Origin of the sequence: Nonomuraea sp. NPDC048826 (genome assembly GCF_043198225.1) — a bacterium.
Classification (GTDB): domain Bacteria; phylum Actinomycetota; class Actinomycetes; order Streptosporangiales; family Streptosporangiaceae; genus Nonomuraea.
Genome location: NZ_JBICUQ010000004.1, coordinates 226959 through 246838, shown reverse-complemented (window position 1 = coordinate 246838; position 19880 = coordinate 226959). Strand labels below are relative to the sequence as shown.

The following is a 19880-nucleotide window of genomic DNA, read 5'->3' as shown; positions in this document are numbered from 1 at the left end:
GGCTACCCGGACGGAGTGACAGCGCTCCGGGTCGACGCGTACGGAAAGGTTCTGTACGGGGGGATGGTGCCGGCCGGGTGGGGCGGGCATGATCGCGTAATCTTTCGACGCATGATGGCCGATCGGGTCGCGCGGGGGGTCACCGACCTGCTGGCGCCGCAGGTGCTGGTGATCGCGGTGCCGCCGGCCGTGGGGTTGCTCGCCCAGGGCTGGGCGGGGGCCGTGTGGGGGCTGGTGGCGTCGGCGCTGTGCGGGGGCGTGCCCGCGGCGGTGATCGCCGCAGGGGTCCGTTCGGGCCGCTTGGACTCCCATCACATCGTGGACCGTTCGCGCCGGGCGGGGCCGCTGCTCGCCGCCGTCGCCGGGGTGCTGGCCGCGCTGGTGCTGCTGGCCTGGCTGGGCGCGCCGCGGCTGCTGCTGGCGGCCGTGACCGCGATGCTCGCCGCGCTGGCCGTGACCGTCCCGGTGACGCTCCGCTGGAAGATCTCCTTCCACGCCGCCGTGTGCGCGGGCACGATCGTGGTCCTGGCGTACGTGCTGCCCGCCGTGCCGGTGCTGCTGGCCGGGGCGGCGGTGGTGGCGCTGGTGTGCTGGGCCAGGGTCCGGCTGGCGCACCACACCCCGGCGCAGGTGGCCGCGGGCACGGCCGTGGGCGCGCTCGTCACGTGGGCGACGCTCTCGGCGTTCGGCGTGCACTAGCGCGTGCATAGCGCGTAATCGCCAGAGATAACCCGAAATCCAGAGATAACCCGAAATATCGTGGAATAGCCCCACGGGGGCGGCGGTTGCGGTGGGCATGGATGCCGTGAGCCGTGGCCGGGTCCGTGTCGAACGCTCGGCCAAGCGTGTCAGGACCTATCTGGGCGGCCGACCCGCCGCCGACACCACCCGCGCCCTGCTGGTGTGGGAAGTGCCGTACTACCCGACGTACTACATCCCGCTGGAGGACGTCGCGGCCGACCTCAAGCCGACGGGCGCCGTGGAGCGCTCGCCGAGCCGGGGCGACGGCCTCGTCCACACGGTGACGTCGGGCGGCGGCGAGGCGGTGGACGCCGCCGTCACCTATCCGGACTCGCCGCTGGAGCCGATCAGGGGCCACGTCCGCTTCGCCTGGGACGCCATGGACGCCTGGTTCGAGGAGGACGAGCAGGTGTACGTGCACGCGCGCAGCCCGTACACCCGGGTCGACATCCTCCCCAGTTCCCGCCACATCAGGGTGGAGGTGGCGGGCGCGACGGTGGCGGACTCACGGCACGCCCGCATCCTGTTCGAGACCGGCCTGCCGCCCCGCTACTACCTGCCCAAGACGGACGTCCGGCTGGACCTGCTGGAGCGCACCGGCACCGTGACGCGCTGCCCGTACAAGGGCACCGCCGAATACTGGTCGGTCAACGGCGAGCGGGACCTGGCCTGGTCGTACCCCACTCCGCTGCCGGAGAGCGAGCGGATCGCCGGTCTGGTCGCGTTCTACGACGAGAAGGTCGACACCTACGTCGACGGCGTGCTCCAGGAGCGCCCGAAGACCCCGTTCAGTTGACAACCGGGAGCTGATCCAACACCCTTTCACTACTTGATTAGTGAAAGGGTGTTATGATCGAGTTCCAGTTGGACCGCGGGTCGGGGGTCGCGACGTACCTCCAGCTCGTCCACCAGGTCAAGCAGGCGCTGCGGCTGGGCACGTTGCGTCCCGGCGACCAGTTGCCCACCGCGCGCGAGGTCGTCGAGAAGCTGGCGATCAACCCCAACACCGTGCTCAAGGCCTACCGTGAGCTGGAGCGCGAGGGGCTCGTGGCCGGTCGGCCGGGCCTGGGCACGTTCGTGGAACGCGCGGTCGGCGGGGCCGGGCTGGCCGAGCACACCCGGCTGCGGCGCGGGCTGGCCGCCTGGGTGCGCGAGGCCAGGGACGCCGGGCTGGACGAGGAGGACCTGCGGGCGCTGTTCGCCGCCGTGCTCTCCGACGCCGCGCGTGAGGGCGTGGCATGAGCCCGCCGATCCTGGAGGCGACCGGCCTCGGCGTGCGGCACCGGCGCGGCTGGGCGCTGCGCGACTGCTCCCTGGCGGTGCCGGCCGGGCGGGTGGCCGCGCTGGTCGGCCCCAACGGGGCCGGCAAGACCACGCTCATGCTCGCCGCCGTCGGCCTGCTCGCGCCCACGCGGGGGAGTGTCACCGTACGGGGGACCGCCGCGTTCGTCGCGCAGGACAAGCCGCTGTACGAGTCGTTCACGGTCGCCGAGATGCTGGAGTTCGGGCGGCGGACGAACGCCCGCTGGGACGGCGCGGGCGCGCGGGCCCGGCTGGAGGCGCTGGGCGTCCCCCTCGGCCGCAGGACGGGCCGGTTGTCCGGCGGCCAGCAGGCCCAGGTCGCGATCACCCTCGCGCTGGCCCGGACCCCCGACCTGCTCGTGCTGGACGAGCCGCTGGCCAACCTCGACCCGCTGGCCCGGCACGACGTCATGCGGACGCTCATGGGCGAGGTCGCCGAGCGCGGCCTCACCGTGCTGCTGTCCTCGCACGTGGTCGCCGAACTGGAGGAGACCTGCGACTGGCTGGTCGTGCTCAACGAGGGGCGGCTCCAGGTCAGCGGCGCCATCGACGACCTGCTCGCCGGCCATCTCGTGCTGTCCGGCCCGGCGGAGGCCGCCGCCGGGCTGGAGGCCGTCTGCGTGACCGGCACCGGCAGGCACGTCACCCTGCTCGTCCGCGCCGATCACCCGCCCGGCCCCCGCTGGAGCGCCCGTCACCCCACCCTGGACGAGCTGGTCATGGGATATCTGCGCAGCCCCCGGGCGTCCGCGCTGCCCCGTCCGGTGGAGGTGGCACGGTGATCTGGGTGACCTGGCGCCAGCATCGGGCGCAACTCCTGACCACCGCCGGCTTCCTGGCCGTCCTGGGGCTGCTGCTGCTCGGCTCCGCGGCCGAGGCCCGGGGGTACGTGTCCCGCTTCTTCCCGGACGGATGCCCCGCGGGCTCCGCCTTCTGCGGGTCGGCCGAGGTGGCGGCCGGGCTGGGCGAACGGTACGACGACGTCTACACGTTGTTCGGCTGGATGCCGCTGGTGCTGCCCGCGCTGATCGGCGCGTTCTGGGGCGCGCCGCTGCTCGGCAGGGAGTACGAGCGCGGCACCCATCGGCTGGCCTGGACCCAGTCGGTGCCGGCCCGGCGGTGGCTGGCGGTCAAGCTCGGCGTCCTGGGCGGCGCGGTGGTGGCCGGCGGGCTGCTGCTGTCGCTCATGGTCAGCCTGTGGCGTCCGGTGTTCCGGGAGGGGATCGACACGGGGTTCGGCAACCTCGGGGTGTTCAACATGACCGGGGTGGCGCCGGCCGCCTGGTGGCTGTACGCGTTCGCGCTCGGCGTCTTCGCCGGGGCGCTGTTCAGGCGCACGTTGCCGGCCATGGCGCTGGTCGTGGCGGGGGTGGCGGTGACCATGTTCGGGCTGTTCGCGCTGAGCGACCACTACGCCCCCGCGGAGCGGGTCGTGCTGACGGACACGGTCGTGCTCGACGACCCCGACGCCCGCCTGGTGTCCGCCACCTGGGTGGACCCGTCGGGACGTGAGGTGGACGCGCCGTCGGGCTGCGAGCGCGGCGTCGACACCGGGCGGAGCAGCCGTAAGGCCGAGACCTGGCACGACTGCCTGTTCGCCCGGGGGTACGGCTACGCCGTCACCTACCATCCGCCGGAGCGTTTCTGGCGCTTCCAGTGGACGGAGGCGGGCCTGCTGCTGGCCGCCTCCGCCCTGCTGGGCGCGCTCACCGTGCACCGCGTGGGGCGCCGCACGCGGTGATCGCCGTCAGGCCGCCCAGTGCGGGTCGCGGCCCAGGTAGCGCAGGAGCGTCGCGGCGTCGTCGTCGCCCGGCTGCTCGTCCAGCGGGGCGGCGAAGGCGAAGCCGCGCAGCGGCTCGACCAGCTGCTTGGCCGCCGGGAGCAGCTCGGCGGCCATGGCCGGGGTGAGCGGGGAGGGACGGCCCGTCGCCACCGCGATGTCCCAGGCGTGCACCGCGGCGTCCAGGGCGCAGGCGGCGACGCCCAGCTCAAGGGAGACCTTGTTGGGCGGGATCGGCACCGCGACCTCCACCGCGGACCGGTCGACGCCGGCCCAGGCGCGGGCCGAGCGCTCCAGCGCAGCCTCCAGGTGGGCGACCGGGTCGCCGGGCAGGTTGCCCGAGGGGTCGAACGGGTTCTCGTCCGGCCCCGGCTCGCCGGTCAGGAAGGCGGCGTAGCCGATCTGGTCGCCCGCGGCGTGCTGGAGAACCTGGGTGACGTTCCACTGCGCGCAGGGCGTCGGCAGCTCCCAGGCGTCGGCGGGGACGCCTGCCACGGCGGTGCGGAGGGCGTCGTGCGAGGCGTCGAGGAGGGTCCAACCTGAGTTCATGGCGTGTCCTTTCGTTGCCTCAAGCATAGCAGAACGGAATGCTTCATTCCACTGTTTTCTCCTGGGCGAGAAGCCGCGTCAGCACCCGCACCCCGAACTCCAGCCCGGCCACCGGAACCCGCTCGTCCTTGCCGTGGAACATGCCGAAGTAGTCCAGGTCGGGGCGCAGCATGAGCGGCGCGAACCCGTACCCCCGGATGCCGATCCTGGCGAACGACTTGGCGTCCGTGCCGCCGCTCATCACGTACGGCACCGGCCTGGCCAGCGGGTCCTCGGCCACCAGCGAGCCGGCCAGCTCGTCGAAGAACGACGACGGATAGGGCGCCGACGGGGCGTCCTCCAGGTTGACGAACTCCCGCGTGATCTTGGGGCCGAGCAGCCCGTCGAGCGTCTCCAGGAACTCCTCCCGCAGACCCGGCAGGTAGCGGCCGTCGACGTGCGCCTCGGCGGACGACGGGATCACGTTCACCTTGTAACCGGCGGACAGCATCGTCGGATTGGCCGAGTTGCGGATCTGGCCCTTGAACAGCTGCCCCAGGGGGCCGAGCCGGGCCGCCTCGGCGTCCAGCCGGTCCAGGTCCACCGGCTGACCGGTGATCTCCGACAGCTCGCGGATCAGCGCCGCGACCGACGGCGTCAGCCGTACCGGCCACTGGTGCGCGGCCACCCGCGACAGCGCGTGCGCCAGCGTGGCCACCGGGTTGTCGGCCGCGGGCTTGGAGCCGTGACCGGCCACGCCGTGCGCGGTCAGCCTCATCCAGGCGGTGCCGCGCTCGCCCACCGCCACCGGGTAGACCCGGTGAGCGCCGGCCTCGACGCTGAACCCGCCCGACTCGCTGATCGCCTCCGTCACCCCGTCGAACAGCTCCCGGCGCTCGGTCACCGCGTACCGCGAGCCGTAGTCGCCGGTCGCCTCCTCGTCCGCCAGGAAAGCCAGCACCACGTCGCGCTTCGGCCGCTGCCCGCGCGCCCGCATGCCGAGCACGGTGGCCAGCGTCATCGCGCACGACCCCTTCATGTCGACCGCGCCCCGGCCGTGCACGCAGCCGTCGTCGACCTCGCCGGAGAACGGATGCGTCCGCCACTCGGCCGGGTCGGCGGGCACCACGTCGAGGTGCCCGTGCACGAGCAGCGCGTCGGGGGAGTCGCCGGCCATCCTGGCCACCACGGTCGTGCGCCGCGGCGCCGACTCGAACACCTCCGGCTCCAGCCCGGCGTCGGCCAGCAGCGTGGCCACGTACTCGGCCGCCGGGCGCTCTCCGGATCCGGGGTTGGTGGTGTCGAACCTGATCAGGTCGGAGCAGATCTCCGCGACGTCCTTCACTTGCCGCCCTCCAGCTTCAGCGGCGCGACCCCCGGGGTCTCGAACCCGAACAGCAGTCCGTAGAAGGCCAGCTCGGCCTCCAGCGCCGCGACGATGGTCTCTTCCCTGCGCCAGCCGTGCTGCTCGCCGGGGAAGGTGAGCAACGCCCACTTCTTGCCGTGCCGGTCCAGCTCGGCGACGAACCTCTCGGCCTGGCCGACGTCCACGATCGCGTCCTCCAGCCCGTGCAGCATCAGGCACGGGCCGGACGCCTGGCGCGCGTGCAGCAGCGGCGAGCGTTCGGTGTAGCGCTGCCGCGTCTCCGGCAGCGGCCCGATCAGCCCGTCGAGGTAGCGCGACTCGAAGTCGTGCGTCTCGGCCGCCCAGCTCTCCGGATCGGTGATCGCGTACTGCGCGACGCCGCCCGCGAACACGTCGCTGTGCACCAGCGCCGCCACCGTCGTCCAGCCGCCGGCGCTGCCGCCCCGGATCGCGATCTTGGCCGCGTCGGCCCGCCCCAGCTCCACCAGCCCGCGCGCCACCTTGGCGCAGTCGTGCACGTCGACCACGCCCCACTGGTGACGCAGCCGCTCCCGGTAGGCCCGCCCGTATCCGGCGGAGCCGCCGTAGTTGACCTCGGCCACGCCCAGCCCGCGGCTGGTGAAGTAGGCGACCTCCAGGTCCAGCATGACCGGGCTGCTGCCGGTCGGCCCGCCGTGCACGAAGATCACGTACGGGGCGGGGCCGCGCACGCCGAGCGGCGGGTACACGTGCGCGTGCACCCCGTCGATCGTCATCGGCTCCGGCTCGGGCAGCAGCGCGCGGTCGGGCACCGGCTTCGGCGCCGACACAGTCTCCCTGCCACCGGTGCCGAGGTCGACCAGGGCCACCTCCAGCGGAGAGAAGGGGGTCGCGGGCACCGCCGCGGCCTTGCCGCCCGCCGCCGACACGGTCGAGGCCCAATGGGTGGCCTCGCCGCCGATCTCGCGCAGCTCGCCGGTGGCCGGGTCGAGCACGCCCAGCCGCCGCCGGTCGGCCGTCCCGTACACCAGCACCAGACGGTCGCCGGCGAGCGCCAGCCAGGTCATGCCCGGCTTCCACGCGGCGTTGCCGAACTCCAGCTCCATCGGGGTGAGGTTGCGGCCCCGGACGCCGTCGCGGCCGATCTCGTGCACGTTCCACCAGCCGGTCGGGTCCGTGATCGCGTAGAGCATGTCGTCGTCGCGCCACTCGGCCTGCACGACCGACTCCTCGGGGCCGCCGGCCACCACCGCGTACGGGCCCGCCACGCCATCGGCGCCCAGCGGGGCGACGCAGAGCCGGGTGCCGTCCCATGGCATGTCCGGGTGGTCCCAGCCGATCCAGCTGACATGGCCGCCGCCGGGGGACAGGCGCGGGTTCATCAGGAAGTGCTGCGCCCGCGCGATCACCCGGACGGCCCCGCCGGAGAGGGGGCCGGAGAGGGGGATCGCCACCAGGTCGCGCACGTCGTCGGTCTCCCGCACCGCCCACACCTCGTCCCGCCCCGGCGGCAGGTACAGGTCGGCGTAGCGGGACGGGCCCTCCGGCGTCAGCGGCACCGGGTCGCCGTCGCCGGCGCGGTAGACCCGCTGGTCGGCCCAGTTCGTGAAGACCAGGCCGCCGCCGGGCAGCGGCCGCCAGGAGCGGCCCCCGTACTCGACCACGCGGTTGCGCGCGTTCCAGCCCTCGGGCAGCGCGTCGGCGAGGCCGCCGTCCGGCAGCCGGCGCACCACGCACCGCCTGCCGCCCTCGTGCGGGCGCGGCTCGTCCCACCACACCTCGACGCCCGCGGGCGTCTCCACGGCCTCGACCCACTGCGGGCCGCCGTCCACGCGGGCCACATCAATCGCTTCGATCGTCATGTCTCACCAATTGCCATCGGACTCGGGCAGGGACAACTCGGGGGGATGCAGGACGTACGCGATGCCGCCGCTGCCGGAACTCCGCAACCACACGTGCTCGAACGCGGCCCGCGGATAGACCCGGCGCACCCGGCCGTCGGGCGCGGCGGGATCGTTGACCCGCACGTCGCCCCCGGCGGTGAAGCCGGTCACCACGATCAGGTTGCCGCTCGTGGAGTAACCGGCCCCGGGCAGCTCCCGCTCCTTGAACGACAGCGACGCCACCACCGGGATCCCGGCCGCCGTCAGCCGCTCCAGCTCGGCCGCCGACCTCAACCGGGTCACGAACCCGCGCAACCCGTACGTGCCCGCGTAGGCGACGTTGAACGGCCAGTTGCCGGTGCCCAGGTAGCTGCTGTCATAGGTGCCGCGGGCGGCGTGGTCGACGGCCGGGGCCGGGCAGCCGGCGCCCACCCACGCCAGGTCCTCCGGGCCGCGCTCCCAGTAGGCCAGCACCATGGCGGTCGCCGCCGGGCCGCACCAGTTGGCGCCGCCGCCGTCGTACTCCGGATGGTGGCCGGCGTGCGCGTGCTGCCAGAGCGCGGGCACGTCCAGCTCCACCGGCTCCAGGCCGGACGGCGGCGAGCCCTCAGGCGGGGGCGCGGGCAGCGCCGAGGCCAGCACCGCGAGCTCTTCGACGCGCGCGCCCGGCCCGCACGCCCGGACCCGCACCCGGTAGGCGCTGACCGGCTGCCGCGCCACGAACGTGTCGACCGCCACGTCGCCGTCGCCGTCGCCCTGACCGGCCACCGACGTGCGCGGCTCGCCGTGCTCCGACCAGCGGCCCATCACGTACCACCGGGTGCGGCGGCCACCGGCGGTGACCGCCTGCAACTCGACCTCGATCCAGGAGCCCGGCGGGGTGCGCGCGGTCCACGACGGCACCAGCTGCGTCGCGGGGAAGCCGATCGGGTGCTCGTCACTGGTCCAGCCGTCACCGGAGACCGAAGGCACGGTGAAGCGGGTGAGGGCGACGCGGGCCCGGTCGACGATGAGCACCAGCCACATTGTGGAGCCGCGCCGCAGGTCACGCATCGGAGGTTTTACGTACTGGCCCGATTGTCGGTCGTGATCTCTATCGTCCGGGCCATGACTCAAGCAGTGCAGGCGTACGCCTACGCCGGGCCCTCCGCCCTCGCCGACGGCAGGCTCGGCCTGTCGACCTCCGGCGGCACGGCGCTGTCCGGGCCCCACACGCACCCCAGGTTCTTCAGCGGCCTGCTCACCGAGGCCGCGCCGGCCGCGGCGGCCCTGCTGGCCGTGGCCGACGTGGCGATGGCCCGCTACCACCAGCCGCGCCCCGGCTGGACCCGCGACCCGGTGGTGACCTGCGACGGCGACCGGCTCAGGTTCGAGTCGTTCTCCGCCTGCGGCGGCGTCTACGCCCGGCTCGACGTGACCGCGCTCGACGGCGAGGTGCTCGACCGCGGCACCACCAACGTCGACGTCAACGGCCCGTTGCGCGAGTCGCTGCGCCGGGTCGGCGGACGCGACCCGCTCCACCTGGGCGTCGGCCCCGACGAGCTGACCGTCACCACGCTCGACGGCGCCGTGGTGGAGAAGAAGGTGCCGCTGCCCACCCGGTGGCTGCGCGGCTTCGCCGAGGTGCAGGTGATCGCCGCGGGGTTCGACCTGCGGGCCGAGCTCAACGGGCCGCAGGCGGTGCGGTTCCTGCGCTCGCTGCCGCGCAAGGCCGGCGGCACCGTCTGGGCCGTGCCCGCCGGGCGCGACCTGCGCCTGGCCGCCGGCCCCGGCCGCGGCGCGGTCTGCCTGTCCGGGCTCGGGCGGATCGCCACGCTCATGCCGCTGCTCAGGTTCGCCAAGGCGCTGCGCGTGTACGGCCCGTCGGGCGACGCCCGGCACCAGGCCGGCGCGTGGGAGCTGGAGCTGCCCGGGATGCGCTACACGCTGGCGCTCTCGCCCCAGCCGTGGCGCGGCTTCTCCGGCGAAGGCCAGGTGCTGGAGGACCTCGCCACCGACGAGGCGGCCGGCGACGCCGACCTGATCGGCATGCTGCTCAACTTCGAGCCCGCCGTGGAGATCGGCCTGCTCGCCGACCGCTCCGGCCTCCCGCCGTCCCGGGTGCGCGCCGCGCTCACCCAGCTCGGCACCGCCGGCCGCGTCGGGTACGACCTGCACGAGGCGTCCCACTTCCACCGCGAGCTCCCGTACGACCGCGAGCAGGTGGCGCAGCTCAACCCGCGCCTCACCGCGGCCCGCGCCCTGGTGGAGTCGGGAGCCGTCCGGCTCGACGGCGACCACGCGCGGGTGACCACGGCGGGCGGCGTCCGCCAGGTGCGGATCGAGGCCGGGTCGTGCACCTGCCCGTGGTGGTTCGACCACCAGGGCTCCCGGGGCCCGTGCAAGCACGTGCTGGCCGCCAGGATCGCCGCCCGCGCCCTCGTGGAGACCCCGGCGTGAGCACCGGGATGGCCGTCCGCGGCCTCGCGGACACCCGGGTGTGAGCGCGGGGGTCAGAGGTACAGGCCCGTGCTCTCCCCGGAGGTCGCCGGGGTGAAGGTGCGGCCCGAGCGGAGCGCGTACAACTCCGCGAGGGTCGCGCCCGAGGGCCCGACGCCGTCGGAGGCGCCCAGCCAGGCGACCGCCTCCTCGCGCGACAGCGGGCCGACCTCCAGCTGCGCCAGGCAGCGGCCGGGACGCACGACGGCGGGATGCAGGCGGGTGAGATCCTCGTTGGTGGTGATCGCCACCAGCACGTCACGGCCCTGGCCGAGCAGGCCGTCGGTCAGGTTGAGCAGCCGCGACAGGCCCTGGCCCGCCTGCGACTTGGCCGACGCGCTGATCAGCTCGTCGCAGTCCTCCAGCACGAGCAGCCGCCAGCGCTGCTTCTCATCCTCGTCGTTGTCGTAGCCGACGGCCACCTCCATCAGGTAGCCGGGGTCGTCGAACAGCCGCTCGGGGTCGAGCACGCAGTCGACCTGGCACCAGTCGTGCCACTGCTTGGCCAGCGTGCGCAGCAGCGTGGTCTTGCCGGTGCCCGGCGGGCCGTGCAGCAGCAGGAGGCGGCCGTTGACGTCACCGGGGGTGATCGTCATCAGGTCGCCCAGCGGGCCGCGCACCCGCTCGGTGTAGTTGGCGGCGATCTGGTACCACGGCTGGGCCGTGATCGGCCGCTCCGAACGGTTGCCGCCGTGCGAGCCGCGCCACCAGAAGCCCATCTCCACGTGGTCGGTCTCGGGGGCGGGTTCCTCCGCGTCGGCGACGCTCTCCTTGAGCACGGTGCGGGCCAGCTCCTCGCTGATCGCGCTCACGCTCAGGGTGGCCGAGCGGTTGCGGTGCCTGACCACCCGCAACGTCCAGCCGTCACCGCAGATCAGCCGCGACTCCATGCCGTCCTCGACCATGGCGGTGCGCACCACGCGGCCCTCGGCCGGGCGCAGCGGCGCGTCGGTGCGGACCCGCTCCAGGTTGGCCACCCGCGACCACGGCTGATGACCGGTCGCGAACGGCGACAGCGCCAGCGCGTCGATCACGTCGACGGCGGAGTCGGAGTCGTCGAGCCAGATGTTCATGGGGAGCTCGGCGTCTTCCTGGCTGGGGAACGGCACCTCCCTGATGACTGACATGGGGTCTATGATCACATCCTCGTATGGGCGTGTCGAAAACTTTAACGCGTACGCCTCAGTTCGCCCTCGCTTTTCCCGCCGAGCGGCATGGTCAGCTCGTAATCCGCGCGGTCCTCGTGGGTGCGCTCCAGCGTCACGCCCAGGCCGCCGGCGCTCTCGAACACCGCGCAGACGTCGCCCAGCCCGCCGAGCCGGAACGTCAGCGTCGAGCCGGAGACCTGCGTCAGCTGGAGCGTGCCGGTCTGGCAACCCGCGCTCTCACCGGGGGAGTGCCAGGTGCCGGTGTTCTCGCCCTGCTTGAGGGTGATGGTGACGGGTTCGTCGTCGAACTTCTTGCCCATCATCTCGCTGTCGGCGGTGCCCTTCCAGGTGCCCGCGAACGCGGCGGGGATCCGCGCGTTCCCGTCGCCGGCCGACGCCTCAGGCGTGGGTTCCCCGGCCTCCGTGGGCTCGCCCGCCGGAGTGGACTCGCCGGTCTGGCCGGGCTCGCCGGTCCGGGGCTCCGGGGACCCGGTGGGCGTGGTGGACGCGGTGGTGACGGCGCCGGGCGTGGCGGTGCCGTCGGCGCCCAGTGCGCCGAGGATCGGGGCGCGGTTCGTCCACAGCAGCGCCGCCCCGCCGGCGGCCAGCGCCACCACCACGGCCAGCACCCCGGCCAGCACCGCCCCCGAACGCCGCCGCCCCGGCCCGGTGGTGAGAGCGGGCGCCCCCGGCCCGGTACGGCCCGGCCCGCCTGATCCGCCCCGTTCCGCATCCCGGCCCGGATCCCACGGCGCCCCAGGCCCCGGACCGGATCGGCCCGGGTCCCACGACCCGCCGGGCGACGGACCGGATCCGCCGGGGTCCCGCGGTCCGTCCGGGCGGGCCGGGTGCCCGTCCGTCACTTGCTCGTACGGGGCGGCCGCGTCGGGGTTGACCAGGCGGACCATGAGCGACTGCGCGGTGGGCCGCCGGGACGGGTCCTTGGCCAGGGCGGCCGCGATCGGGCCGCGCAGCCGGGGCGGCAGCGGCCGCAGGTCGGGCTCGGCGTGCAGGACCCGGTGGAGCACCGCGGGGACCGTGTCCGCGCCGAACGGGCTCACCCCGGTCGCCGCGAACAGCACCGTCGCCGCCCACGCGAACACGTCGGAGGCCGGGGACGCCGGGGTGCCGCCGATCTGTTCCGGCGCCAGGTAGGCGGGCGTGCCGATCAGCCCCGACGTCATCGTCGCCGCGCCCTCGGCCCTGGCGATCCCGAAGTCCACCACCCGCGGCCCGTCGGGCCCCAGCAGCACGTTGGCCGGCTTGAAGTCACGGTGCACGACCCCGGCCGCGTGGATCGCCGCCAGCGCGGTGGCCGTGCCGACAGCCACCCGCTCCAGGTTGCCGCCCGCCAGCGGACCCCGGCTCACGACCCGCTCCGCAAGGGAGGGCCCGTCGATGAACTCGCTGATCACGTACGGGCGGGGCCCGTCGGTCGAGGCGTGCAGCACCCGCGCGGTGCAGAACGAGGCGATGCTCTCCAGGGCTTCCAGCTCGCGGGCCAGCCGCGTCCGCGTCTCGCGGTCACCCGTGCTCAGCAGCTTGATCGCGACCGGCTCGCCGGCCGGGGAGTGCGCCAGGTAGACCACGCCCTGCCCGCCCTCGCCGAGCCGCCCGGTCAGCCGGAAACCGCCGAGCTCGGCCGGGTCGTCAGGCGTCAGGGGGCGTGCCATGGGTGGTTACGTTACCCGTCGCCCCGGTCCGTCGGTATGGTGATCGAATTTCCGTGCTGGGGTGGTTCGCCGCCTGCGCTAGCGTTCGACGGGTGAGGACCATCGACTGGGTCGAAGGCGCCGTCGAGCTGATCGACCAGACCCGGCTGCCCGACGCGTGCGTGACCCTGCGCGTCGACACCGTGGACGAGCTGATCGCCGCCATCCGCAGGCTCTCCGTGCGCGGCGCTCCCGCGCTCGGCGTGGCCGGGGCGCTCGGCGTGGTGCTGGCCCGGGGCGACCTTGACGCCGTCGCCCGGCTGCGCGCCGCCCGGCCCACCGCCGTCAACCTGGCCTGGGGCGTCGACCGGGCCGCCGCCCGCATCCCGGAGGGCCCCGAGGCGGTGCTGGAGACGGCGCTGCGGATCAGGGACGACGACATCGCGGCCTGCCACGCCATGGGCGAGCGCGGCGCCGACCTGCTCGAAGGCGACCGGCTGCGCCTCATGACCGTGTGCAACACCGGCGGGCTGGCCTGCGTCGAGCGGTGCACCGCGCTCGGCGTCGCGCAGACCCTGCACGAGCGGGGCAGGCTCGCCGAGGTCCTCGCCCTGGAGACCCGCCCGCTGCTGCAGGGCGCCCGGCTCACCGCCTGGGAGCTGGCCAGGATGGGCGCGCCGCACCGCCTGGTCACCGACGGCGCGGGCCCGTACCTGCTGGCCAGGGGAGGGGTCGACGCGGTGCTGATCGGCGCCGACCGGATCGCCGCCAACGGCGACACCGCCAACAAGATCGGCTCGTACGCGCTCGCGCTCGGCGCCGCCCGCGCCGGGGTGCCGTTCATCGTGGTGGCCCCCGAGAGCACGATCGACCCGGCGACCCCGTCCGGCGAGCACATCGAGATCGAGGACCGGGGGGCCGACGAGGTCGTGGCGTTCCGCGGCGCCCGCGTGGCTCCCGAGGGCACCGGCGCGCTCAACCCGGCGTTCGACGTGACGCCCCATGACCTGATCACGGCGATCGTGACCGAACGACGGGTAATCCGACCGTAAAGAAAAGAGCAGATCGCATGACCAATTCGTAGATGTCGCGTTACGCTGAGTGTCTGATCGTCGACCCTGGGAGATGCGATGGCCATCGATCTGATCGGCAGGGACGAGTGGGGCGCCAGGCGTCCACGTAGCGGGTACACCCGGCTCGATTCCACTCGAGGAGTAAAGGTCCACTACACCGGCGGGCGGGTTGATCCCAGGATCGTCGACGAACATGCCCGCTGCGCGGAACTGGTCCGATCCATCCAACGCAGTCACATGGACGGCAACGGCTGGATCGACATCGGGTACTGCGTCGACGAAGAGACCGAAATACTCACCCAGCAGGGTTGGAAAAGCTATGTAGATCTGAAGGTCGGAGACCCCGTCCTCACGTTGAACCATGAACTCGGCGTGTCGGAATGGCAGCCGGTTCTCGAGGTGTGCGTCTTTCCTGCCCGGCCGCGAGAATTGGTGCTCATGCAAGGCGTGGCCCACTCGTCACTCACCACGCCGCAGCACCGTTGGCCGGTAGAGCGTCGCCGTCGGCGTACCGGCACGGTAAGGCAGAAGGACGCCAAAGGGCGGTGGGCGCCCACAGGGAAGTCGCCACGGACGGTCACGTCCTTCGACCGTGGATGGGCCACGACCGAGACGATGGGCTACTGGGACCGGATCCCGCTCGCGGCTCCTTGCGTGGACCTCCCGCCCGAGCCCAAGTGGAGTGACGCCTTCGTCGAGTTGACAGCGTGGTTCTGGACCGAGGGACACATCATGACCCTCAGAAACGGCACGGCCGCGACGAGCGTCGCTCTTTATCAGTCACTGAAGAATTCGGCCCACGTGTCTAGGATACGCGCGGCGCTCACATCGGTGTTCGGGCCGGCCTGCGACGGTTTCCCCAGGTCCGGTCGCCGGACTGACGGTGTTCCCCGCTGGCGTGAGACGACGAACCGGCACCTCGTCGAGTTCCACCTGTCCGCCGATGCGGGTCGACGGCTGCTCGAAGCCGCACCAGGGCGGGTGCCTTCGTTCGAATTCCTGCTCACCCTCACCAGAGCGCAGCTTTCCCTGTTCATCGAAACGTCGCTGGCGGCGGACAATGCAGGAGTCGACAAACTTGCGCAGAAAGACAGGGCGGCCGCGGAGGCGTTCATGTTCGCGGTCATCCTGGCAGGTAAGTCGGTATCCATCAGAAGGAGGCCGCCCACGACCACCTGTAAAACGGACATGTGGCTGGTCAACATCAGGCGCCAGCAATTCCTCCATCCTGTGGCGGCAGCGCAACGACAAAGCAGTTTCCAGATCAGCCTGGAGACGTATCGAGGCGAGATCTGGTGTCCACGCACTGCCAATCAGTCGTGGCTCGCCCGTCGTGCAGGTAGCGTCTATTTCACTGGGAACACGTTCGTCGCCTGTCCGCATCAGAAGGTCTTCGAGGGCCGCGGTCTCAACCGGCTGCCGGCGGCCAACGGGTCGGGGCTCAACCAGGGCCACTACGCGGTGCTCGGCCTGGTGGGCAACGCGGGGCTGGTGCAGCCGCCCGACGGGATGCTGCACGCGATCCTGGACGCGATCGAGCACGCCCGGCAGAACGGCCGGGCGGGCAAGGAGATCAAGGGGCACCGCGACGGCTACGCCACCGACTGCCCCGGCGAGCCGCTCTACGCGTGGGTGCGCAAGGGCGCGCCGCGGCCCGGCCAGAGTGAGGGCCCGGCCGATCCTGAGCCGCCGGCCGCGCCGCCGTTCCCCGGCCGGCTGCTGAAGTACCCGCCGGTGATGCGCGGCGACGACGTGCGCACCTGGCAGGCCAAGATGGCCGACCGGGACTGGGATCTCGACGTCGACGGCGCGTACGGGCCGCGCTCGCGCGAGGTGTGCCGGGCGTTCCAGCGGCAGCAGGAGATCGACGACGACGGCGTCGTCGGTCCCGTCACGTGGCGGCTCACCTGGGAAGCCCCTGTGACGTAAAACTCCGACCACCCCTGTTACCTCGCAAATCAGCCTATGCGTACTATCCGACCATGGATCTGGCTGCGGGGTTCCCTTCCACCTCGCGTGACGACTGGCGGGCGTTGGCCATAGCGGTGCTGCGCAAGTCGGGCGTCGACGCGGAGACGCCCGAAGAGGCGCTGTCCCACTCGACCTACGACGGGCTGGCCGTCGCACCGCTGTACGACGCCGCCGATCTGCCCGGGGCGGCGCCGTTCGCGCGCGCGTCGAGGGCGCCAGGCGGCTGGGACGTCCGGCAGCGGCACGCGCTGCCCGACCCCGAGGCGGTGCTGGCCGACCTGGAGAACGGGGTGACCTCGCTCTGGCTGGTCGTCGGCGACGGCGCGATCCCGGTGGCTGAGCTGCCCCGGGTGCTGAAGGGCGTGCTGCTCGACCTCGCGCCGGTCGTCCTCGAGGCGGGCGAGCGGACCGGCGAGGCCGCCGAGGCCCTGCTCGCCCTCGCCGCTGACACGCCGGTCCACGGCAACCTGGGCGCCTCGCCGCTCAGCCCGCAGGCTCCCGAGCTGGCGGCGCGGTGCGCCACCGGGCATCCGGGACTGCGGGCCGTCATGGTGGACGCCACCCCTTACCACGACGCGGGCGGCGGCGACGCCGAGGAGCTCGGCTGCGCGCTCGCGCTCGCCGTGGCAGGGCTGCGCGCGCTCACCGCCGCCGGGCTCACCGTCCAGCAGGCGTGCGACCAGCTCGAGTTCCGCTACGCCGCCACCGACGACCAGTTCGCCACCATCGCCAAGCTCCGGGCCGCCAGGCGGCTGTGGGACCGGGTGACGGAGGTGACCGGCGCCTCAGGTCCGCAGCGCCAGCACGCGGTGACGAGCTCGGCCATGATGACCGCCCGCGACCCGTGGGTGAACATGCTCCGCACCACCGTCGCCTGCTTCGCCGCCGGGGTCGGCGGCGCCGACGCGGTGACCGTGCAGCCCTTCGACGCGGTGGTCCGGCGGCCGGACGCGTTCTCCCGCAGGATCGCCCGCAACACCCAGTCGCTGCTGCTGGAGGAGGCCGGCGTCGGGCGGGTGATCGACCCGTCCGGCGGCTCCTGGTACGTCGAGCGCCGCACGGAGGAGCTCGCCGAGCGGGCCTGGGCCTGGTTCCAGGAGATCGAGGCGGCCGGCGGAGCCGAGGCCGCCGCAGAGCTGGTGGCCGGCCGGATCGCCGCCACCCGCGAGCGCCGCGCCGACGACCTCGCGCACCGCCGCCTGCCGCTCACCGGCGTCAGCGAGTTCCCGGACCTGGAGGAGAAGCCGCTGGCCGGGGCCTCCCCGGATGGACCGTTCCTGGCCTCGCACTCACCCGCGGCGCTCGCCGCCGGGCTGCCGAAGATCCGGTACGCGCAGGAGTACGAGGAGCTGCGTGACCTGGCCGACGCGCAGGCCGAGCGGCCCAAGGTGTTCCTCGCCACGATCGGGCCGGTCGCCGTGCACACGCCGCGGGCCGCGTTCGCCGCCAACCTCTTCCGGGCCGGCGGCCTGGCCACCGAGACCGCGGGCCCCGGCGCCGACCCCGAGCAGATCGCCACCGCCTTCGCCGTCAGCGGCGCGACCGTGGCCTGCCTGTGCTCCAGCGACAAGCTCTACGCCCAGCACGCCGAGGAGGTCGCCGCCGCGCTGAGACGGGCCGGCGCGCGCACGGTCTGGCTGGCGGGGAAGGGGGACTATGCCGGCGTCGACGGCTGCGTCCACACCGACTGCGACGCGCTCGACGTCCTGCGCACGACCTTCCGCGACCTGGAGGTGACCCGATGATCCCCGACTTCACGACCGTCCCGCTGAACGCCCGGCCGTCCGGGAGCGACGGCCAGGAGCCGGACGCCCCGGTCTGGGAGACGCCGGAAGGCATCGCGGTCAAGCCGCTCTACACCGCCCGCGACCTCGACGGGCTGGACTTCCTGGGCACCTATCCGGGCGCCGCGCCCTACCTGCGCGGGCCGTACCCGACCATGTACGTCAACCAGCCGTGGACCATCCGCCAGTACGCGGGCTTCTCCACGGCCGAGGACTCCAACGCCTTCTACCGCCGCAACCTGGCCGCCGGGCAGAAGGGCCTGTCGGTGGCCTTCGACCTGGCCACCCACCGGGGCTACGACTCCGACCACCCGCGCGTCGCCGGGGACGTCGGCATGGCCGGGGTGGCGATCGACTCGATCTACGACATGCGGCAGCTCTTCGACGGCATCCCGCTGGACCGCATGTCGGTGTCGATGACCATGAACGGCGCCGTGCTGCCGATCCTGGCGCTCTACATCGTGGCGGCCGAGGAGCAGGGGGTGGAGCCGGAGCAACTGGCCGGCACCATCCAGAACGACATCCTCAAAGAGTTCATGGTGCGGAACACGTACATCTATCCGCCCGCGCCGTCCATGCGGATCATCTCCGACATCTTCGCGTACACCAGCGAGAAGATGCCGAAGTTCAACTCCATCAGCATCTCCGGCTACCACATCCAGGAAGCCGGGGCCACCTGCGACCTGGAGCTCGCCTACACCCTGGCCGACGGGGTCGAGTACCTGCGGGCCGGGGTGGCGGCCGGGATGGACGTGGACCGGTTCGCGCCGCGGCTGTCGTTCTTCTGGTGCATCGGCATGAACTTCTTCATGGAGGTCGCCAAGCTGCGGGCGGCCCGGCTGCTCTGGGCCAAGCTGGTCGACGGGTTCGGCGCGAAGAACCCCAAGTCGCTGAGCCTGCGCACGCACTCGCAGACGTCGGGCTGGTCGCTGACCGCGCAGGACGTGTTCAACAACGTGGCGCGCACGTGCGTCGAGGCCATGGCCGCGACCCAGGGGCACACCCAGTCGCTGCACACCAACGCCCTGGACGAGGCGCTCGCACTGCCCACCGACTTCTCGGCCAGGATCGCCCGCAACACCCAGATCCTGCTCCAGCAGGAGTCGGGCACCACGCAGGTGATCGACCCGTGGGGCGGCTCCTACTACGTCGAGCGGCTCACCCACGACCTGGCCGAGCGGGCCTGGGAGCACATCCAGGAGGTGGAGGCGGCCGGCGGCATGGCCAAGGCGATCGAGGCCGGGCTGCCCAAGCTCCGCATCGAGGAGGCCGCGGCCCGCACGCAGGCCCGCATCGACTCCGGCCGCCAGCCGGTCATCGGCGTCAACAAGTACCGGCCGCAGGCGGACGAGCCGATCGAGGTGCTCAAGGTCGACAACAGCGCGGTCCGCGCCCAGCAGCTGGAGAAGCTGCGCAGGCTCCGGGCCGAGCGGGACGAGGACGCGGTCCGGCGGGCGCTCGACGCGCTCACCCACGCCGCCGCCCATCCCGCCCCCGGCCTGGACGCCAACCTGCTCAAGCTGTCGGTCGACGCCGCCCGCGCGAAGGCCACCGTGGGCGAGATCTCCGACGCGCTGGAGAAGGTGTTCGGCCGGCACGCCGAGCAGGTCCGTACCATTTCGGGTGTGTACCGCGACGAGGCCGGCCAGGCCGACGACATCGAGCGCGCCCGCGCGGCGTGCGCCGAGTTCGAGCGCGCGGAGGGCCGCAGGCCACGCATCCTGGTCGCCAAGATGGGCCAGGACGGCCACGACCGCGGCCAGAAGGTGATCGCCACCGCCTTCGCCGACCTGGGCTTCGACGTCGACGTCGGCCCGCTGTTCCAGACGCCGGAGGAGGTGGCCAGGCAGGCGGTCGAGGCCGACGTGCACATCGTCGGCGTCTCCACGCTCGCCGCCGGTCATCTCACGCTGGTGCCCGCGCTGAAGAAGGCGCTCGCCGATCTCGGCGCCGAGGACGTCATGATCGTGGCCGGTGGGGTCATCCCACCGGACGACTTCGACGAGCTGCGCGCCGCCGGGGCCTCCGCGATCTTCCCGCCCGGCACGGTGATCGCCACCGCCGCCCTGGAACTGCTGGAGGAGCTGCGCGGGCGTTCCTAGCGCATCCCGCGTGAGACCGCCCCGGCATCGGAGGTGCCGGGGCGGTCCCGTTGCGGCGTGGGCGAAGATGTGAGGCTGGAGCCGGACTCGTGA

At 73.1% G+C, this 19880-nt stretch carries 16 protein-coding genes; 10 read left to right on the top strand and 6 right to left on the bottom strand.

Annotated elements, in window-relative coordinates:
- Positions 1–111: 111 nt before the first annotated feature.
- The 5 genes from ACGFI7_RS15625 to ACGFI7_RS15605 all read left to right on the top strand — a co-directional run bounded on the left by ACGFI7_RS15625 (position 112) and on the right by ACGFI7_RS15605 (position 3784).
- Positions 112–699, top strand: a complete 588-nt coding sequence (locus tag ACGFI7_RS15625; protein WP_393404475.1) for a hypothetical protein — start codon at positions 112–114, stop codon at positions 697–699.
- A gap of 97 nt (positions 700–796) precedes the next feature.
- Positions 797–1537: a DUF427 domain-containing protein gene (locus tag ACGFI7_RS15620; RefSeq protein WP_393404472.1), complete on the top strand. Its 741-nt coding sequence runs from the start codon at positions 797–799 to the stop codon at positions 1535–1537.
- Positions 1538–1590: 53 nt separating this feature from the next.
- On the top strand, positions 1591–1983 hold the full coding sequence (locus ACGFI7_RS15615) for a GntR family transcriptional regulator (RefSeq protein WP_393404470.1): 393 nt from the start codon (positions 1591–1593) through the stop codon (positions 1981–1983).
- Positions 1980–2825 (top strand): ABC transporter ATP-binding protein, encoded by an 846-nt coding sequence (locus ACGFI7_RS15610; RefSeq protein WP_393404467.1) that lies wholly within the window; start codon positions 1980–1982, stop codon positions 2823–2825. Before ACGFI7_RS15615 ends, ACGFI7_RS15610 begins: the two co-directional genes overlap by 4 nt.
- Positions 2822–3784 (top strand): ABC transporter permease, encoded by a 963-nt coding sequence (locus ACGFI7_RS15605; RefSeq protein ID WP_393404465.1) that lies wholly within the window; start codon positions 2822–2824, stop codon positions 3782–3784. Before ACGFI7_RS15610 ends, ACGFI7_RS15605 begins: the two co-directional genes overlap by 4 nt.
- A gap of 6 nt (positions 3785–3790) precedes the next feature.
- On the opposite strand, the gene ACGFI7_RS15600 is transcribed toward ACGFI7_RS15605, so the two are convergent.
- From ACGFI7_RS15600 to ACGFI7_RS15585, 4 genes are read right to left on the bottom strand one after another with little or no spacing between them, the layout of a single operon-like run.
- Entirely contained in the window at positions 3791–4372 is a 582-nt protein-coding gene (locus ACGFI7_RS15600; RefSeq protein WP_393404462.1) for a TIGR03086 family metal-binding protein, read from the bottom strand.
- A 43-nt stretch (positions 4373–4415) separates the two neighbouring features.
- On the bottom strand, positions 4416–5696 hold the full coding sequence (locus tag ACGFI7_RS15595; RefSeq protein ID WP_393404459.1) for a M20/M25/M40 family metallo-hydrolase: 1281 nt from the start codon (positions 5694–5696) through the stop codon (positions 4416–4418).
- A complete protein-coding gene (locus ACGFI7_RS15590; protein ID WP_393404456.1) occupies positions 5693–7558 on the bottom strand; it encodes a S9 family peptidase in 1866 nt (621 codons plus the stop codon). The genes ACGFI7_RS15595 and ACGFI7_RS15590 overlap by 4 nt, the downstream gene beginning before the upstream one ends.
- 3 nt (positions 7559–7561) lie before the next feature.
- Positions 7562–8632 carry a C39 family peptidase gene (locus ACGFI7_RS15585; RefSeq protein WP_393404453.1) on the bottom strand — a complete coding sequence of 357 codons (1071 nt, stop codon included), beginning with the start codon at positions 8630–8632 and terminating at the stop codon, positions 7562–7564.
- 54 nt (positions 8633–8686) lie between these two features.
- On the opposite strand from ACGFI7_RS15585, the gene ACGFI7_RS15580 reads away from it, so the two are divergent.
- Complete coding sequence (locus ACGFI7_RS15580; protein WP_393404450.1) at positions 8687–10018, top strand: SWIM zinc finger family protein; 1332 nt, start codon at positions 8687–8689, stop codon at positions 10016–10018.
- Between the two features lie 53 nt (positions 10019–10071).
- On the opposite strand, the gene ACGFI7_RS15575 is transcribed toward ACGFI7_RS15580, so the two are convergent.
- Together ACGFI7_RS15575 and ACGFI7_RS15570 are read right to left on the bottom strand one after the other, a co-directional pair.
- A complete protein-coding gene (locus ACGFI7_RS15575; RefSeq protein ID WP_393404447.1) occupies positions 10072–11184 on the bottom strand; it encodes a DUF5925 domain-containing protein in 1113 nt (370 codons plus the stop codon).
- A 41-nt stretch (positions 11185–11225) separates the two neighbouring features.
- On the bottom strand, positions 11226–12878 hold the full coding sequence (locus tag ACGFI7_RS15570) for a serine/threonine-protein kinase (protein ID WP_393404444.1): 1653 nt from the start codon (positions 12876–12878) through the stop codon (positions 11226–11228).
- A 92-nt stretch (positions 12879–12970) separates the two neighbouring features.
- Here ACGFI7_RS15570 and mtnA point away from each other — a divergent pair, with 92 nt between their 5' ends.
- The 4 genes from mtnA (at position 12971) to scpA (ending at position 19787) form a co-directional block, all read left to right on the top strand.
- Positions 12971–13909 (top strand): S-methyl-5-thioribose-1-phosphate isomerase, encoded by a 939-nt coding sequence (gene mtnA / locus ACGFI7_RS15565; RefSeq protein WP_393404442.1) that lies wholly within the window; start codon positions 12971–12973, stop codon positions 13907–13909.
- A 78-nt stretch (positions 13910–13987) separates the two neighbouring features.
- A complete protein-coding gene (locus ACGFI7_RS15560; protein ID WP_393404439.1) occupies positions 13988–15859 on the top strand; it encodes a peptidoglycan-binding protein in 1872 nt (623 codons plus the stop codon).
- 53 nt (positions 15860–15912) lie between these two features.
- Positions 15913–17646: a methylmalonyl-CoA mutase family protein gene (locus ACGFI7_RS15555; RefSeq protein ID WP_393404436.1), complete on the top strand. Its 1734-nt coding sequence runs from the start codon at positions 15913–15915 to the stop codon at positions 17644–17646.
- The gene (gene scpA / locus ACGFI7_RS15550) at positions 17643–19787 is read left to right on the top strand and encodes a methylmalonyl-CoA mutase (protein ID WP_393404434.1); all 2145 of its coding nucleotides are present in this window, start codon (positions 17643–17645) and stop codon (positions 19785–19787) included. The genes ACGFI7_RS15555 and scpA overlap by 4 nt, the downstream gene beginning before the upstream one ends.
- Positions 19788–19880: the final 93 nt, after the last annotated feature.

Coding starts and splice junctions, on each gene's coding strand:
- ACGFI7_RS15585 (WP_393404453.1), bottom strand. CDS start 8,632: ATGCGTGACCTGCGGCGCGGCTCCACAATGTGGCTGGTGCTCATCGTC.
- ACGFI7_RS15580 (WP_393404450.1), top strand. CDS start 8,687: ATGACTCAAGCAGTGCAGGCGTACGCCTACGCCGGGCCCTCCGCCCTC.
- ACGFI7_RS15575 (WP_393404447.1), bottom strand. CDS start 11,184: ATGTCAGTCATCAGGGAGGTGCCGTTCCCCAGCCAGGAAGACGCCGAG.
- ACGFI7_RS15555 (WP_393404436.1), top strand. CDS start 15,913: ATGGATCTGGCTGCGGGGTTCCCTTCCACCTCGCGTGACGACTGGCGG.
- ACGFI7_RS15610 (WP_393404467.1), top strand. CDS start 1,980: ATGAGCCCGCCGATCCTGGAGGCGACCGGCCTCGGCGTGCGGCACCGG.
- scpA (WP_393404434.1), top strand. CDS start 17,643: ATGATCCCCGACTTCACGACCGTCCCGCTGAACGCCCGGCCGTCCGGG.
- ACGFI7_RS15615 (WP_393404470.1), top strand. CDS start 1,591: ATGATCGAGTTCCAGTTGGACCGCGGGTCGGGGGTCGCGACGTACCTC.
- ACGFI7_RS15590 (WP_393404456.1), bottom strand. CDS start 7,558: ATGACGATCGAAGCGATTGATGTGGCCCGCGTGGACGGCGGCCCGCAG.
- ACGFI7_RS15625 (WP_393404475.1), top strand. CDS start 112: ATGATGGCCGATCGGGTCGCGCGGGGGGTCACCGACCTGCTGGCGCCG.
- ACGFI7_RS15570 (WP_393404444.1), bottom strand. CDS start 12,878: ATGGCACGCCCCCTGACGCCTGACGACCCGGCCGAGCTCGGCGGTTTC.
- ACGFI7_RS15620 (WP_393404472.1), top strand. CDS start 797: ATGGATGCCGTGAGCCGTGGCCGGGTCCGTGTCGAACGCTCGGCCAAG.
- ACGFI7_RS15560 (WP_393404439.1), top strand. CDS start 13,988: ATGGCCATCGATCTGATCGGCAGGGACGAGTGGGGCGCCAGGCGTCCA.
- ACGFI7_RS15600 (WP_393404462.1), bottom strand. CDS start 4,372: ATGAACTCAGGTTGGACCCTCCTCGACGCCTCGCACGACGCCCTCCGC.